Annotated in this window: 16 protein-coding genes; 8 read left to right on the top strand and 8 right to left on the bottom strand. The window is 34.1% G+C overall.

Annotated elements, in window-relative coordinates:
• From ACE94K_RS01995 to ACE94K_RS02025, 7 genes are all read left to right on the top strand, one after another.
• Nucleotides 1–447: a hypothetical protein gene (locus ACE94K_RS01995; RefSeq protein WP_378179214.1), complete on the top strand. Its 447-nt coding sequence runs from the start codon at nt 1–3 to the stop codon at nt 445–447.
• Entirely contained in the window at nt 444–1,595 is a 1,152-nt protein-coding gene (locus ACE94K_RS02000) for a tryptophan 7-halogenase (RefSeq protein WP_378179217.1), read from the top strand. Before ACE94K_RS01995 ends, ACE94K_RS02000 begins: the two co-directional genes overlap by 4 nt.
• Nucleotides 1,596–1,614: 19 nt before the next feature.
• The gene (locus ACE94K_RS02005; RefSeq protein ID WP_378179220.1) at nt 1,615–3,240 is read left to right on the top strand and encodes a hypothetical protein; all 1,626 of its coding nucleotides are present in this window, start codon (nt 1,615–1,617) and stop codon (nt 3,238–3,240) included.
• Between the two features lie 213 nt (nt 3,241–3,453).
• Nucleotides 3,454–3,807, top strand: coding sequence for a hypothetical protein (locus tag ACE94K_RS02010; RefSeq protein ID WP_378179223.1), 354 nt, complete (start codon nt 3,454–3,456; stop codon nt 3,805–3,807).
• 69 nt (nt 3,808–3,876) lie between these two features.
• Nucleotides 3,877–4,773, top strand: coding sequence for a serine/threonine protein phosphatase (locus ACE94K_RS02015; protein WP_378179226.1), 897 nt, complete (start codon nt 3,877–3,879; stop codon nt 4,771–4,773).
• A gap of 12 nt (nt 4,774–4,785) precedes the next feature.
• Nucleotides 4,786–5,967, top strand: a complete 1,182-nt coding sequence (locus tag ACE94K_RS02020) for a helix-turn-helix domain-containing protein (RefSeq protein WP_378179229.1) — start codon at nt 4,786–4,788, stop codon at nt 5,965–5,967.
• A 107-nt stretch (nt 5,968–6,074) separates the two neighbouring features.
• Nucleotides 6,075–7,205 carry an acyltransferase family protein gene (locus tag ACE94K_RS02025; protein ID WP_378179232.1) on the top strand — a complete coding sequence of 377 codons (1,131 nt, stop codon included), beginning with the start codon at nt 6,075–6,077 and terminating at the stop codon, nt 7,203–7,205.
• Here ACE94K_RS02025 and ACE94K_RS02030 read toward each other — a convergent pair.
• The 6 genes from ACE94K_RS02030 to trmB all read right to left on the bottom strand — a co-directional run bounded on the left by ACE94K_RS02030 (nt 7,202) and on the right by trmB (nt 11,058).
• Nucleotides 7,202–7,756, bottom strand: coding sequence for a hypothetical protein (locus ACE94K_RS02030; RefSeq protein ID WP_378179236.1), 555 nt, complete (start codon nt 7,754–7,756; stop codon nt 7,202–7,204). The genes ACE94K_RS02025 and ACE94K_RS02030 overlap by 4 nt on opposite strands.
• A gap of 92 nt (nt 7,757–7,848) precedes the next feature.
• Nucleotides 7,849–8,088 carry a NifU family protein gene (locus ACE94K_RS02035; RefSeq protein ID WP_378179239.1) on the bottom strand — a complete coding sequence of 80 codons (240 nt, stop codon included), beginning with the start codon at nt 8,086–8,088 and terminating at the stop codon, nt 7,849–7,851.
• A gap of 3 nt (nt 8,089–8,091) precedes the next feature.
• Entirely contained in the window at nt 8,092–9,234 is a 1,143-nt protein-coding gene (locus ACE94K_RS02040; protein WP_378179242.1) for a P-loop NTPase, read from the bottom strand.
• A gap of 172 nt (nt 9,235–9,406) precedes the next feature.
• Nucleotides 9,407–9,745, bottom strand: a complete 339-nt coding sequence (locus tag ACE94K_RS02045) for an MGMT family protein (RefSeq protein ID WP_378179244.1) — start codon at nt 9,743–9,745, stop codon at nt 9,407–9,409.
• Nucleotides 9,735–10,370: a LysE family translocator gene (locus ACE94K_RS02050; protein ID WP_378179247.1), complete on the bottom strand. Its 636-nt coding sequence runs from the start codon at nt 10,368–10,370 to the stop codon at nt 9,735–9,737. Before ACE94K_RS02050 ends, ACE94K_RS02045 begins: the two co-directional genes overlap by 11 nt.
• Nucleotides 10,371–10,383: 13 nt before the next feature.
• Nucleotides 10,384–11,058 carry a tRNA (guanosine(46)-N7)-methyltransferase TrmB gene (gene trmB, locus ACE94K_RS02055; protein WP_378179250.1) on the bottom strand — a complete coding sequence of 225 codons (675 nt, stop codon included), beginning with the start codon at nt 11,056–11,058 and terminating at the stop codon, nt 10,384–10,386.
• A 412-nt stretch (nt 11,059–11,470) separates the two neighbouring features.
• Here trmB and ACE94K_RS02060 point away from each other — a divergent pair, with 412 nt between their 5' ends.
• Nucleotides 11,471–12,526 (top strand): glycosyltransferase, encoded by a 1,056-nt coding sequence (locus tag ACE94K_RS02060; RefSeq protein ID WP_378179253.1) that lies wholly within the window; start codon nt 11,471–11,473, stop codon nt 12,524–12,526.
• Here the strand turns inward: ACE94K_RS02060 and ACE94K_RS02065 are convergent.
• Both ACE94K_RS02065 and ACE94K_RS02070 read right to left on the bottom strand, forming a co-directional pair.
• The gene (locus tag ACE94K_RS02065) at nt 12,464–13,543 is read right to left on the bottom strand and encodes a sensor histidine kinase (RefSeq protein ID WP_378179256.1); all 1,080 of its coding nucleotides are present in this window, start codon (nt 13,541–13,543) and stop codon (nt 12,464–12,466) included. The two genes, ACE94K_RS02060 and ACE94K_RS02065, sit on opposite strands and share 63 nt — an antisense overlap.
• Complete coding sequence (locus ACE94K_RS02070) at nt 13,543–14,226, bottom strand: response regulator transcription factor (RefSeq protein ID WP_378179259.1); 684 nt, start codon at nt 14,224–14,226, stop codon at nt 13,543–13,545. The genes ACE94K_RS02065 and ACE94K_RS02070 overlap by 1 nt, the downstream gene beginning before the upstream one ends.
• Nucleotides 14,227–14,230 lie beyond the last annotated feature (4 nt).

The raw sequence follows: 14,230 nt of genomic DNA on the forward strand, positions 1-14,230 counted from the left end.
ATGAGCGCAATAACTAATTCGGTCCCTGAAATTCTTGTCGGAATTTGGACCTATCGAAGTTTCTTAAGCAACCCGAATGTAGACGCAGACTTTAATTCTTTAGAATTCGGTAGAGGAAATATAAAAATCAACGAAGCTCCTATGCAAACTCTGGATGGTTTGATATACGGTCCGGGATGGGAACTAAAACTAAGTGGTTCCATTGGATATGGTAATCCATTTACTTTACAATTTCAAGGAAAAGGAATTGTAGGTGGTGCCGAATGGATCTATAACTATCTGGGATATTATGTGCCCAACTGGATGAATGGAGTCGATCAACGTCCTGCAATTGTTGGATCTATTGTGAGAGCCATTCCTCATCCTACAGGACCAAATGGAAAATCAACTGCTCCTGCCGGAGTTGTTGCCCAATGGATCGCCGTAAAACAAGATCCCAGTTTATGAACGAAAACAGTCTCATATATGATGTTGTAATTGTCGGTGCAGGAGTAGCTGGATGCGCCACTGCAATTGCATTAAAGAATGAAGTTCCTAATCTTCGGATTGCTATTCTTGAACGCAAAGCGGATTTCAAATCAAATTGCATCTCTACACATCGAATAGGAGAAACCTTACCACCACACGCTTCTCAACAATTACAAAAGCTGGGGATATGGAACTCTTTTTTAAAATGCAAATTTGACACATCATACGGAACCTCTGCTGCCTGGGGATCTTCAGAGTTATATCATAATGAATATATCTACTCTCCTTTTGGGTATGGCTGGCATCTAGATCGAGTAGCTTTTGATCAGTTTATGATGAAAGAAGCACAAAAAAAAGGTGTTTTACTTTATTTTGAAAGTAGCATTATATCATCGGAAAAGAAATGTGGATCTTGGTTTTTAGAAATTATATCTCCACAAAATAACCAATCCATAAAATCCGGTTTTGTGATAGATGCTACCGGTAAAAAAGCAGCTTTTTCCAATCTGCAGAAATCTGTCAAAATTAAAGAAGATCAAATGGTAGCGGTTTATCAATTTTACAATTCTAAAGATTGTCACAAAGATCGTTCTGGAATCGGTAGCGGAACTTGTGTTGAAACCGATCCATTTGGTTGGTGGTATAGCGCCGCATTACCTAATAGAACTATCGTAGTTGCTTATATGACCGATGCAGATATTGCAAATCAATTAAAACTCGGAAAAAAAGAAACCTTTAATTACCTATTAAACCATTCTAAATATACGCAAAGCAGAATAAAAAACACGACAACACTTTCAGACCCTCAGATAACCGCAGCTCATACCCAATACCTCAGTGCTGTAACCGGAGATTCGTGGCTTGCAGTGGGTGATGCAGCTTCAAGCTATGACCCTATTTCGTCTTTGGGAATTTTTAAATCCTTAGCTATAAGCCAATTTGCCGCATATGCTACTTTAGATTACTTAAAGGGAAATAAAACCGGATTACAAAAATATCAACACATCATTACCCAAGATTATCGAGCATATATGAAGAAAAGACAAGAGTATTATACTCAGGAAGATAGATACACTACATCTCTTTTCTGGAAGAGAAGACACACTACAAAAACGATAACTAATTAACCTTAAAATTTTCTACACCATGAAACACGCATTACAACTTTTCTACTCAAACTTGAAACAGATCGCATTGATTTTATGTATTTCGTTTATACTGTTTTCTTGTGATGATAAGGTAACGATTGAAGGAAATAATGATACCGCAGAAGTCAATGTTAATACTGATGACTACAAAAAAATACCCGCACCAGTGAAACTCTCACCAGACATTCCTGTAGACGTAGATCCAGTGATTCAAAAAAAACTAAAAGACAAAAAAAATATATTTAAGCTCAATGAGAAATTTAATGAATATAGCTGGCAAGCATTTATCGGAATTATGTGGCCAAGGGACGAAAAAGGAAAACCTACAGAAAAATTCACAGATAAAGGAGAACCTACTTGGCTAGGTTGGAAAGAAGCTTTCCAGGTATATCGCAAGGATGGAAAAACACCCGCTCCGTGGGGAAGCCCAAGAACAGCTTCCGGCTTAGGTATACAAGAGGACAAATTAAGTGAGGATGCCCGAGTAGTTCTTTCTTCGGCAACACCCACACATCCAAAAAACTTTGATATTGCTGATGAAGTTGATCAGGCATTTGCAGGAAAACTATTTGACCAAAACGGTAACGTAGTGGTGTATGAAGTATTAATGAACAAAGAGGAGTTTGATTATATTGTTACTAATAAGTTGTATAACAAAAATGGACAAACAAAATTTTCTGAAAGTGGTATTGCCAATTTTCCTAAAGGAGATTACAAGGACAATAAGCTTGGTGCTATAGAAATCAAGTTTGCATGGAAAGTTCTTACGGATAATGATCATAAAGAAAGATATTATAGAGAAGAAGGGTATTTGATCAATCAAACTACCGGTAAATTAGATTCAATCCCTACAGATTTAGGAATGATTGGTTTTCATATCAGTCAAAAAACACCAACTGGAAAGCAATGGGTTTGGTCTACATTCGAACATATTGACAATCTAGATCAAAATGTTATTGAAAAAGATGGGAAAACAACAGTAATTCCTCCTTCACTAACAGATCCAAACTGCGAGATCTGTCCTGTAAATATAGACGTAACCAATGGTGGTACAACCTATACTCATAATAAAGGAGCGCATGGTGATTTTTGGACCATTTCGAATAATAATACAGATAAGTATTTTGCCAATAGTGATGTTATGAAAACTCAGGCTAAACGTATGGTCGACATCCCTGTGCGAGTACAGAGAGTAAATGAAAAAATGCAAACCTATTTTAGACAACAAAATAGTGTTTGGCAGTATTATCAGTTGATCGACACTCAATATCCACTAGATCAAGATGTACCTCCAGGAAATCATACTGAGGCTGGATACAAAGTTCCAGAATCTGTGGTTAATAAACCTGGTGGAAATCCTAACTTGGCATTACTGACCAATATCACGATGGAAACTTTTTTCCAAATAGGAAATCAATCAGCGGCTAATCTTATAGAAGCAAATCCGGTGAGCGATATTACCATTTTTGGTACAGAAAGTTGTATGGGATGTCACTCTAGTGCAGGAATTTATGAATATAAAAATGGGAAAGCGGTATCAGGAGATCAATTAAGTGGAGATTTTAGCTGGCTTCTTCGTAAAGCACAATGGGAAGAAGGAAAACCTAAAAAACCCTCTAACTAACTGATTAATAATCAAAATCCAAATGAGGTTTTTACAAAGTACTGTATGCTCCTCGTTTGATTGCTTTGCTTTGCACATTAGTAATATCCCTTTTTTTGCCTTACATCATGTATAATCCTAAAAACACAGCAGCAAATGTACTTTTCTAAAAAAACTTATTGTTCTTGTACTACCAGTAGCTCAAAAAAACAAACTGGGAGTCGCACAAAGAAAATGAGCGTGTTGAATATTTTATCTGCTGTTGTGTTTTTTTTATTCCCAAAATGTGCCTTTTGCTGGGCAGCATATGCTTCGTTCTTTAGCTTTATAGGATTCGAACAACTGGAATACAATTCGAAATGGAAATATATTATTCTTATTATGTTTTTATCGGGAAGTATTATTTTGATGTATAAACATTATAAGAACAGATCTTGGATCAATATCCTGCTATACACTTCTGGCTTGTCTATTTTGTTAATCGCGTATTATCTTAATTATAACCAAACCTGGTGGTTATATATTGTAACATTTTTAATGATTTTAAGTAATTTTCATTTACAAAAGAAGCAGGCATTCAGTCATTAAAGCTATTTTATCAAACGGCATCCACAAAAAAACATATAGTATTGTATATTTATACAAAAAGAATGCTATATGTCCTCCCAATCCCGACTGGATCGTGCTTATAAAAATGCAAAAGTCATTACTTTTGATGACCGTTCTAAGTTCATCTTGTTTAGCGATTGCCATAGAGGTGATAATAGTTTTGCAGATGATTTTGCCAATAATCGAAACATTTACTTCCACGCATTAAAACATTACTATAATGAAGGTTTTACATATTGCGAATTGGGAGATGGGGATGAACTCTGGGAAAACTTACATTTCGAAACTATCCTAAGAGCTCATAAAAATGTGTATGGATTACTTCAGAAATTACACGTAGAAAACAGGTTACATATGATCTGGGGAAATCATGACATGGTGTATCGTGACCCAAAATATGTAAAAAAACATCTGTCTTTTTACTTTGACCCTAAATTAGGGAAAGATGTTCCTCTATTTCCTGGTATCGAATATCACGAGGCGATTATTCTCAAACACAAAAACACTCAGCAAGAAATTTTCTTAATACACGGACATCAAGTAGATTTCATGAATTATGTAGGCTGGAGAATTAATAGGTTTTTAGTTCGTTTCTTATGGAGACCTTTACAAGTAATAGGGATCTCTGACCCTACAAGTCCTGCAAAGAATTATACAGAAATGATTAAGGTAGAGAGACGAATGAAAAAGTGGATCGCGAACCATAAAAACCAATTTACTATTATTGGTCACACACATCGCCCTCGTTTTCCTGAAGCAGGGGAGTTAGCACTTTTTAATGATGGGAGTTGTGTCCACCCAAGATCTATTACCGGAATCGAAATTGAAAACGGAAGCATTACCCTCATCAAATGGCAAATCGCTACTACCGAAGATGGAACTCTTAAAATTATAAGAGTTCCTCTGGAAGGACCTCAAAAACTAACCGATTTTATTATAGAATAACTTGTTTTAATAATGGAGAATATCCAAGATATACTCGATCAGATTCCGATCCGGCATAATTTTGTATCCTATTTCATAAGCCTGGGCATTGCTATAGGATTATTGCTAAGTTTGGTGATATTACTTCGTGCCTCGAATAAAAGTAATTCCTTTAGAATCTATGGATGGTCATTATTGATACAATCTATTATCGCCACTGATGTCTTTTTATGCTATACAGGTTTAATAAAATATATACCACATCTTAATGATAGTACAGAATCTTTAGTACTATTACTGGCACCATCCATATACTTTTTTGTTTATACCCTGTTAACACGAAAACCATTACTACTAAAAAAACACTGGATTCATTTGGTACCTTCTGTAATTTATTCTATCACGCAAATACAGTATTATCTTCAGCCTATCTCTATCAAAATCAATGCATATTTAGGAGCATATTACGATGACATAGAAAAAGTAAATGTTCCTGATGATACTGATTATGGCTATCTATGGATTAAAGACGAGTTTAGATGGTTGGTTTTAGCAAGTTTTGTTTTATACAGTATATTATCCATTCGACTCATTATAAAAAACAGATCAAAAAAGAAAGTAGCAAGCGCAGAGAACACACGTATTAACAAGTTTGATTTCTCTAAAAACATCTCTCTCGGACTTTTTATATTTTTCGTGCTGATATTTACTGTGTATTTAAATTTTGAGGATGATGGTGGAGATCATTATATATTCATTCTTAATACTATGATTGTGAGTTTTACCAGTATCGTATTATTATCAGAATCTCGCTTTTTCGAAAACTCTTGGATTGCAGATAAGTATGAAACTTCTAGGTTCAAAAATCAGGAAATTTCAATGGATACTATCAAAGAATTTGTAGAGAAGAACAAATTTTACCTACAGAGCTCTACTTCCTTAAAAAGTTTGTCTGAAGAGCTAAACTCAAACTCCAATTATATCTCTCAAGTAATTAATACATCCACCGGTCTTAATTTTAATGATTTTATCAATCAATACAGAATTGAAGCATCCAAGAATCGTTTAACAGATCCCAATTATAAACATCTAACTATTGAAGCAATTGGAAACTCTGTAGGATTTAAATCGAAATCAGCATTTTACAGTGCCTTTAAAAAACACGTAACAATGTCCCCAAAAGCATTTGTTACACTTCAAAAATCGAACAAGTAGTATCTCAAAAACGTCCAAAATTACAATTCCGGACGTAATTCGGTTCATTTTCTATCTAATTAAAAGGTAATTATTTCACTTTTGACAAAACAACATTTTCAAAAGTTATGAATAAAAAAATTCGTCGTTACGATCTAGATTGGTTACGAGTTATTGTATTTGGGTTACTCATTTTTTATCATGTAGGAATGTTTTTTGTTCCCTGGGGATGGCACATCAAAAACAATGTAAATTACGATTGGATCCGCTGGCCTATGTTATTTCTAAATCAATGGCGTTTACCAATTTTATTTGTTATTTCGGGTATGGGAACCTTTTATGCATTGTCGTATAGAAATATCCGGCAATTTAATTGGGAAAGAATTAAAAGGTTATTAATCCCATTATTATTTGGGATGTTATTTATCGTTCCTCCACAGGTTTATTTTGAAAGATTGGCTAATAATCAATTCAGCGGATCTTATGTTGAGTATTTCACTACAGAAGCATTTATCGGAGTATATCCCGAAGGAAATATCAGTTGGCATCATCTCTGGTTTTTACCATACCTATTGGTGTTTTCTATAATTCTTTCTCCTTTATTTATAAAAATTAAAAGAAATGCTCCGGGATTTACAAGTTGGATGCAACGACAGATTCAAAAGCCTTATGGATTTTATTTATTTATAATACCACTATATCTTTTTGAGGTCGCGATTGAACCCTTTTTTGATATTACACACGACTTAATTAATGATTGGTTCAATTTTATTAACTCTTTGGCATTCTTCCTTTTTGGTTTTATACTCATCTCTTCAGGAGAAGCCTTTTGGAAAAGCCTGAATCGTATAAAGTCTAAAGCACTGCTGATCGGAATTATTGCTTTCTCTATTCAGCTTTTCATATGGATACAAGGTAAAGATAGTCTTCTTATTCATTGCACTGAAGCATTGGTTAAGGTTGCCAATTTATGGTCTTGGATTTTGGTTTTTTTAGGATATGGAGCTAAATTTTTAAATACAAAAAGTAATCTACTTGCTTATTGTAATAGAGCAGTCTATCCGTTTTATATTTTACATCAAACGATCACTATAACCATCGGATATTACATTATGAATCTTGAATGGGGATTCTTGCCAAAATTTATGATATTGGTGATAGGTACGTTTGGAGGAAGTTGGATTATATATCACTGTATTATCTTAAAGATTCCAGTGTTACATCCTTTATTTGGTCTAAAAAAACCAAATAGTTATTAATCTATTATAGTATTAGATATTGATAACTCATTGTCATTTGGGATGCTATATTCAGTACAGGATTCTTTTTGAAGATTATATCTTTCTGACGAGATCTCTAACCAATAGTCATCTCCAAAGAATTTAAAAAAATAACGTTTATCTACATAGACTTCAAATACATCCTGAACCTCATAATAACCCCCTTTTTCAACTTTATTTTCTATGGAATCTTTAGCATTTATCGGAATGTATTTTTCTTTGAGATAATGAATGTAAATAGAGTCCTTACAAAATAGTAGATGTTTTGGTTCTGCTGTACCTCCGCTCCAATTTACATCTCCGTTATTTACTGTAAGTTTATAACTATAATGATGACTTGTTCCATAATTAGAGTTTGTTATAAGACCTGTATACGTAGTGTTTTTATTTGTTTTTTTAACTTCTAGATGTTTATTGTTCTCAAATAGCTTATTTGTAATATCAACTCTTTCTTCCGTTTTTGATTTACAATCAGTAAATAAAAAAATTAATGCAAAGCCAAAAATCGGTGTACAAATAAACTTTTTCATATGAATCTATTCTTAAATTAGATCTAAAAAAACATATGCTCAAGAAAAACAATCTTCTTGAGCATATGATTATAATACAAACAGCAATAATGCTATTCGATATTTACTACCTCTTCAATTTGAGGTGCATATTTTTTAATGGTCATCTCTACTCCTGATTTTAGTGTCATTTGGTTTACACTGCAACCTACACAAGCTCCTTCAAGCTGAACCTTAACTCTTTTATCATCTTCAATACCCACTAATGAAATATTACCTCCGTCACTTTCTAAAAAAGGGCGAATTTCATCTAGTGCTTTTTCTACATTAACTCTTAATTCTTCAGAAGTCATTTTCTATTTTTTTACAGCAGAACATCCTGCCATTGTTGTTATTTTAATCGCTTCGGTAGGTGGTAAACTTTCATTTCTATTCACTACTTCCTGTACCACATTCCTGGTTAATTCTTCAAAAGCTTTCTCTATTGGAGTGGCCGTTTGCAACGCTGCGGGCCTACCTACATCTCCAGCTTCACGAATACTTTGTACCAATGGTATTTCTCCTAAAAATGGCACATCAATATCTTCTGCAAGGTGTTTAGCACCCTCTTTTCCAAAGATATAATATTTATTGTTAGGAAGCTCCTCTGGGGTAAAATATGCCATATTTTCTACAATTCCCAACACGGGAACACTGATACTATCCTGCTGAAACATCGCAACTCCTTTTCTTGCGTCGGCCAAAGCCACATTTTGAGGTGTACTCACTACCACAGCTCCTGTAATTGGTAAAGACTGCATAATCGATAAGTGAATATCTCCAGTACCCGGTGGCAAATCCAAAAGTAAAAAATCCAATTCTCCCCAAGCCGCATCAAAAATCATCTGATTTAGTGCTTTGGCAGCCATAGGGCCTCTCCAAACTACTGCTTGATTAGGTTGTGTAAAAAATCCAATAGATAATATCTTTACTCCGTAACTCTCTATAGGCTTCATTTTAGATTTGTCACCTACTTTAACAGATAATGGTCGTTCTCTTTCTACATCAAACATAATAGGTGCAGAGGGACCATAAATATCAGCATCTAATAATCCAACGCTAAAGCCCATCTTTGCCAGAGTTACCGCCAAATTTGAAGTAACTGTAGACTTACCTACTCCTCCTTTACCAGAAGCAACAGCAATAATGTTTTTGATTCCGGGAATTGGTTTTCCTTTAATTACATTATTTGCCGGTTGTTTAGCGGCAGGAGCTTCTACTTTGATATTCACTTTGATTTTAGCCTTTTCATATACTTTCTCGTGAATAGCTTTCATTACATCAACTTCTGCTCTTTTTTTGATGTGTAATGCAGGCGTAGACAACTCTAAATCAACAATCACTTCATCTCCAAACGTGATTATATTTTTCACAGCACCACTCTCTACCATATTTTTACCTTCGCCGGCAACGGTGATCGTCTCTAACGCTTTTAATATATCTGATTTTTCTAACTTCATGCGTATTATTTCTTTTTCTAAAAACCAATCAATCTAGAATGATTCTAAATGCAAAGATAGGTTGAATAGTTAAGATTATAAAACCAATAAATTGAAATGATTTATAGTGGTATCGGTATTGCTAATGTGTAAATATTTGTAAATTTTTCAAAAATTAGGAAATATTATAAAATCATAACTCCTTCATTGGATCCCAGAAAAGTTTCTCGAAATGCTGGATTTGATTATCAATTACTTTAACCCCTTCATTTTCTAGTAGTTGCTGCATTAAATTTGTGCCTTCAAAATGATGCTTTCCGGTTAGAATTCCTTTTCTATTTACTACACGATGAGCAGGAACATCTTCTAGTTTACCAGAAGCATTCATAGCCCAACCAACCATTCGAGCGCTCCTTGCTGCTCCTAGATATTTTGCAATTGCTCCATACGAAGTAATTCTACCGTACGGAATTAGCCGTGCTACTTCATACACACGATCAAAGAAATTTTCATTTGTATTCTTATCCTTCATCCCAAGTATAAATTATTCTAGCTAAAGTCAGCATTACTAAAATTAGCATCAATATCCCCATGAAGTAGTTAGAATATTTGGTAATGGATGCTGTCTTTTTTTCGATCTTAAGAAAAGATAAAACGTAGAAATATAAGGTCACAAAAGTCCCGGTTCCCGCAGCACCTCCAAACAAAACAATTCTCAATGCGTCATATTCTATTCTACCACTTACACTCATAGCAGCAGCTATAGTACAGAAATAAGGTATTGGTAATACATTGATGGTAGACATCATAACTCCTTTAAATAAACTACGAGATCCAGCGTGTTTATACACTTTTATTTTAGTCCTTCTTTGCTTAGCTTTTACAAAAAAGTAAATAGCCATTAGGAAAAATATTACTGCTCCCGTTCTAAGCAGCATATTTTTTACATAAGGATTAAAAAATATATATTTTGCTAACAGAATAGCTAATAGTGCCTGAATAAAAACAACTACAGAAGCTCCAATTGCCACTAAAATTCCATTTTTCTTACCTCTTTCTAAGCAGGTTTTTGCTACCGTCATATTAATTAAACCAGGAGGAATAACACCAACTAAGGCTGCAAAAAAGGTAATAAGAAAAAGTTTAGTAGTTTCCAAATCGATGCCGCAATTAGGTAATTTTAAACTGGATGTAAGTTATAGGTTTATTCTTTTCTAGATATTGTTTTTCATAAAAAGTTTGAATAGCTGTTACCTCTTCTGGAGAACCTTCTTGATGATATACATTATGATTTGCATACAGTACTTCGTGACCTTCTCCGTGTAACAGCCCTAATGTATATCCATGCATAAACTCACTATCTGTTTTAAGATGCATAATACCGTCTGAATTCAGAATTTTTTTATAACGCTGTAAGAACTCATGGTTGGTCATCCTGTGTTTAGTTCGCTTATATTTGATCTGTGGATCCGGAAATGTAATCCATATTTCATCGATTTCATTAGTATCAAAGACGTGATCCACTAACTCTATCTGAGTTCTAATAAAAGCTACATTATTCATTTGTTTCTCGATAGCTGTTTTAGCTCCACGCCAGAAACGAGCTCCTTTTATATCAATTCCGATAAAATTCTTATCAGGATATCTTTCTGCCAATCCGACCGTGTATTCTCCTTTGCCACATCCTAACTCTAATACAATAGGATTCTGATTTTTGAAGAATTTTTCTCTCCATTTTCCTTTGAAACCTAAAGCATTACTTAATACCTCTTCTCTTGATGGTTCGATTACATTTTGAAAAGTTTTATTCTCGTTAAAACGTTTTAATTTATTCTTGCTTCCCACGTTAATTATCTAACTCTGTATTTATTTGACTCTCTTACTCCGTATATGTTACATCTTTGTTTAGAATTCTTTATTTGTAAAAGAAAATTACAATCTTCAGTTCCAACACATAACAACTATACGAATCTCTTTCTATATCAGTATTAGTTTAGTAGACCCATCCAATACGCTTCTTTTTGAACATAATCACACCCTCTTAATAGATCCCGTTCTACAACGGGATTAGCCTGCCTGACGGCAAAGGCAGGTTCAACCAATATGTTCAATGCGTTTCACTTTTGAAATCACAGTTTCACTAACCTAAACATGATTTTTTGGTAAAATTAAGGAAATATATACTTAGACGAATACTATTAATTTTAAAATAAAGACAATAAGCTTTTTAAATCATTAAAATACAAAACGACCGATTTTGAATAAAAAAGTACTTGTAGCACCACTAAATTTGGGACTAGGTTACGCAACGCGTTGCATTCCGATAATAAATGCTTTAATTCTTGAGGGGTTTGAGCCTGTAATTGCATCGGACGGAGCAGCGCTCGCTTTATTGAAAAAAGAATTTCCTACCCTAAAAACGGAAGCACTTCCATCTTATAATCTTGAATACGCAAAAAAAAGAAAGATTTTTAACTTAAAAATGCTTTTGAATGGTCCCAAATTAGCGCACACAATTGCCGCAGAAAAAAAGGCAATTAATCGCATTATTGAGTCTGATAATTTTTATGGAATCATATCAGACAATCGATTAGGAATAAGACATGAGACCGTTCCTTCTGTATTTATTACTCATCAGCTTACGGTACTAAGTGGAAAAACTACCTCTATCAGCACTAAATTTCAGAACAAGTACATTAAAAAATTTGATGTCTGTTGGGTTCCCGATATGGCTGACGACCCTAATTTAAGTGGTGAGCTTGGGCATCCTAAACGCAGTAATATTCCTGTTACTTATCTTGGTCCAATAAGCAGGTTTAGTTATCAGAACTTACCAAAAACATATGATATTTTGGTATTGTTATCGGGCCCTGAACCTCAGCGTACTATGTTAGAGAAAAAACTCTTTCAAGAATTTGAGCGTAGTGATAAAAAAATAGTTTTTGTAAGAGGTATTATTGAAGAAAAACAGAAAACATTTATCAAAAAAAACATTACCATTCATAATTATCTAACTGGCCAAGCACTACAAAACACCATTAATAGTAGTCATATGATCATCTCTAGATCAGGGTATACTACCGTGATGGATTTGGCTAAATTAAAGAAAAAAGCATTTTTTATACCGACTCCCGGACAATTTGAACAAGAATATCTGGCAGAGCGCCTTAAGGTCAACAAGTTGGTTCCGAGTTGTACACAACAAGAATTTACATTAAAAAAATTATACGATCTAAACGCTTACAAAGGATTAAGCTGTTTTAGCACCGACATCGACTACGGGGAACTTTTTCACTTTTTCCAAAGTAAATGAAAATTCACTCCCAATTCTATAATCGCTTTCTACGTAGATACGTTCGTGATGTGCTTCAATGATATGTTTCACAATAGCCAATCCAAGTCCTGAACCTCCTTCTTTCCGAGAGCCACTTTTATCAACCCTGTAAAACCGCTCGAATAATCTAGGAATGTGTTCTTGTGCAATTCCTTCTCCATTATCAGTAACTCTTACAATGACTTTATTTCGAATAAGATTCTCGACACTAACCTCGGTTGTTCCGTCTTCCTTTCCGTACTTAATCGAATTAACAACAAGATTTGATAACACTTGCTGAATTCGTTCTTTATCTGCGTGAACCATAATGGGCTGTTGGTAATTCATGTCAAAAGTTAGCGCAATATTCTTCTTTGATGCTTTCATTTCAAACAGATCAAAAACACTTTGTACTAATTCGATAATATCAAAATTTGTATAATTAAGGTTTAGATCACCCACTTCCAGTTTGGTAATCATATCCAGATCCTTCACTATATATATTAGTCGCTCTACTCCCTTACTGGCTCGATTAAGATATTTCTCTAGAATTGCAGGATCTTTCATAGCTCCATCTAGGAGCGTTAATATATACCCTTGTACCGTAAATAATGGCGTCTTTAGCTCGTGCGAAACGTTACCCATAAACTCTTTACGATAATCTTCTCTGATTTTTAAAGTTTCTATTTCGGTTTTTCGTTTCTTAGCGAATTTCTCAACTTCTTTGATCAATGTTTTCATGTCAGTTGTCACTGGGCTTTCGCCCAAGGTATCTACATCCAGCATTTCGATATCATCATAGATTTTTCTCACTCTACGATAAATAAATTTTTGAACTCTGTATTGTATAATGATAAAAGATGTAGCATAGCACAAAATAACAAAACATAGTACGAATAGTACATTGAATTGATTTTGAACATATAAAAAAACGCTCACTAAGAGCGTTAATACTAACGTTATGTATGAAGATGATAAGTAAGCAAACCTATACGATCTCCTAAAATTTTCTGCCATTATATAACAAACTTATAGCCTACTCCTTTAATAGTTTTAAAGCTTTTTTCTCCTATTTTCTCTCTTAATTTTCTGATATGCACATCGATGGTACGACCACCGACAATAACCTCATTACCCCATACTTTATCCAGAATATCTTCTCTTTTAAAAACTTTTCCTGGTTTAGAGGCTAATAAAGATAATAATTCAAATTCTTTCCGGGGCAATATAATCTCCTTTTTATCCTTTAGAATTTTGTACTCGTCCCTATTAATTACAAGGTTTCCTATTTTTACCACATTACTAGAAGAGTCATCTTCTTTTAACCTACGAAGTAACGCTTTTACTTTACTAACTAATACTTTTGGACGAATAGGCTTGGTTATATAATCATCTGCTCCTGCATCAAATCCAGCAACTTGAGAATAATCTTCTCCCCGAGCCGTAAGAAAGGTAATTATTGTATTTTGCAAATCAGGTATCTTACGGATTTGTTCACACGCTTCAATACCATCCATCTCTGGCATCATTACATCCAAAATAATCAAATTTGGTTTTTTCTTCTTAGCAATTTTAAGTGCCTCAATGCCGTTTTCTGCGGTTAAAACATTGTACCCTTCTGCCGTAAGGTTGTAACCAACAATTTCTAAAATATCCGGCTCATCGTCTACTAATAAAATGGTAATATCTTTTTTGTTCATTTTT

The organism is Aquimarina besae (assembly GCF_042434905.1).
Classification (GTDB): Bacteria; Bacteroidota; Bacteroidia; order Flavobacteriales; family Flavobacteriaceae; genus Aquimarina.

What these genes read in the sequence shown, in the direction of transcription:
- ACE94K_RS01995 (WP_378179214.1), top strand. Translation starts at nt 1, where the DNA reads ATGAGCGCAATAACTAATTCGGTCCCTGAAATTCTTGTCGGAATTTGG.
- ACE94K_RS02000 (WP_378179217.1), top strand. Translation starts at nt 444, where the DNA reads ATGAACGAAAACAGTCTCATATATGATGTTGTAATTGTCGGTGCAGGA.
- ACE94K_RS02005 (WP_378179220.1), top strand. Translation starts at nt 1,615, where the DNA reads ATGAAACACGCATTACAACTTTTCTACTCAAACTTGAAACAGATCGCA.
- ACE94K_RS02010 (WP_378179223.1), top strand. Translation starts at nt 3,454, where the DNA reads ATGAGCGTGTTGAATATTTTATCTGCTGTTGTGTTTTTTTTATTCCCA.
- ACE94K_RS02015 (WP_378179226.1), top strand. Translation starts at nt 3,877, where the DNA reads ATGTCCTCCCAATCCCGACTGGATCGTGCTTATAAAAATGCAAAAGTC.
- ACE94K_RS02020 (WP_378179229.1), top strand. Translation starts at nt 4,786, where the DNA reads ATGGAGAATATCCAAGATATACTCGATCAGATTCCGATCCGGCATAAT.
- ACE94K_RS02025 (WP_378179232.1), top strand. Translation starts at nt 6,075, where the DNA reads ATGAATAAAAAAATTCGTCGTTACGATCTAGATTGGTTACGAGTTATT.
- ACE94K_RS02030 (WP_378179236.1), bottom strand. Translation starts at nt 7,756, where the DNA reads ATGAAAAAGTTTATTTGTACACCGATTTTTGGCTTTGCATTAATTTTT.
- ACE94K_RS02035 (WP_378179239.1), bottom strand. Translation starts at nt 8,088, where the DNA reads ATGACTTCTGAAGAATTAAGAGTTAATGTAGAAAAAGCACTAGATGAA.
- ACE94K_RS02040 (WP_378179242.1), bottom strand. Translation starts at nt 9,234, where the DNA reads ATGAAGTTAGAAAAATCAGATATATTAAAAGCGTTAGAGACGATCACC.
- ACE94K_RS02045 (WP_378179244.1), bottom strand. Translation starts at nt 9,745, where the DNA reads ATGAAGGATAAGAATACAAATGAAAATTTCTTTGATCGTGTGTATGAA.
- ACE94K_RS02065 (WP_378179256.1), bottom strand. Translation starts at nt 13,543, where the DNA reads ATGGCAGAAAATTTTAGGAGATCGTATAGGTTTGCTTACTTATCATCT.
- ACE94K_RS02070 (WP_378179259.1), bottom strand. Translation starts at nt 14,226, where the DNA reads ATGAACAAAAAAGATATTACCATTTTATTAGTAGACGATGAGCCGGAT.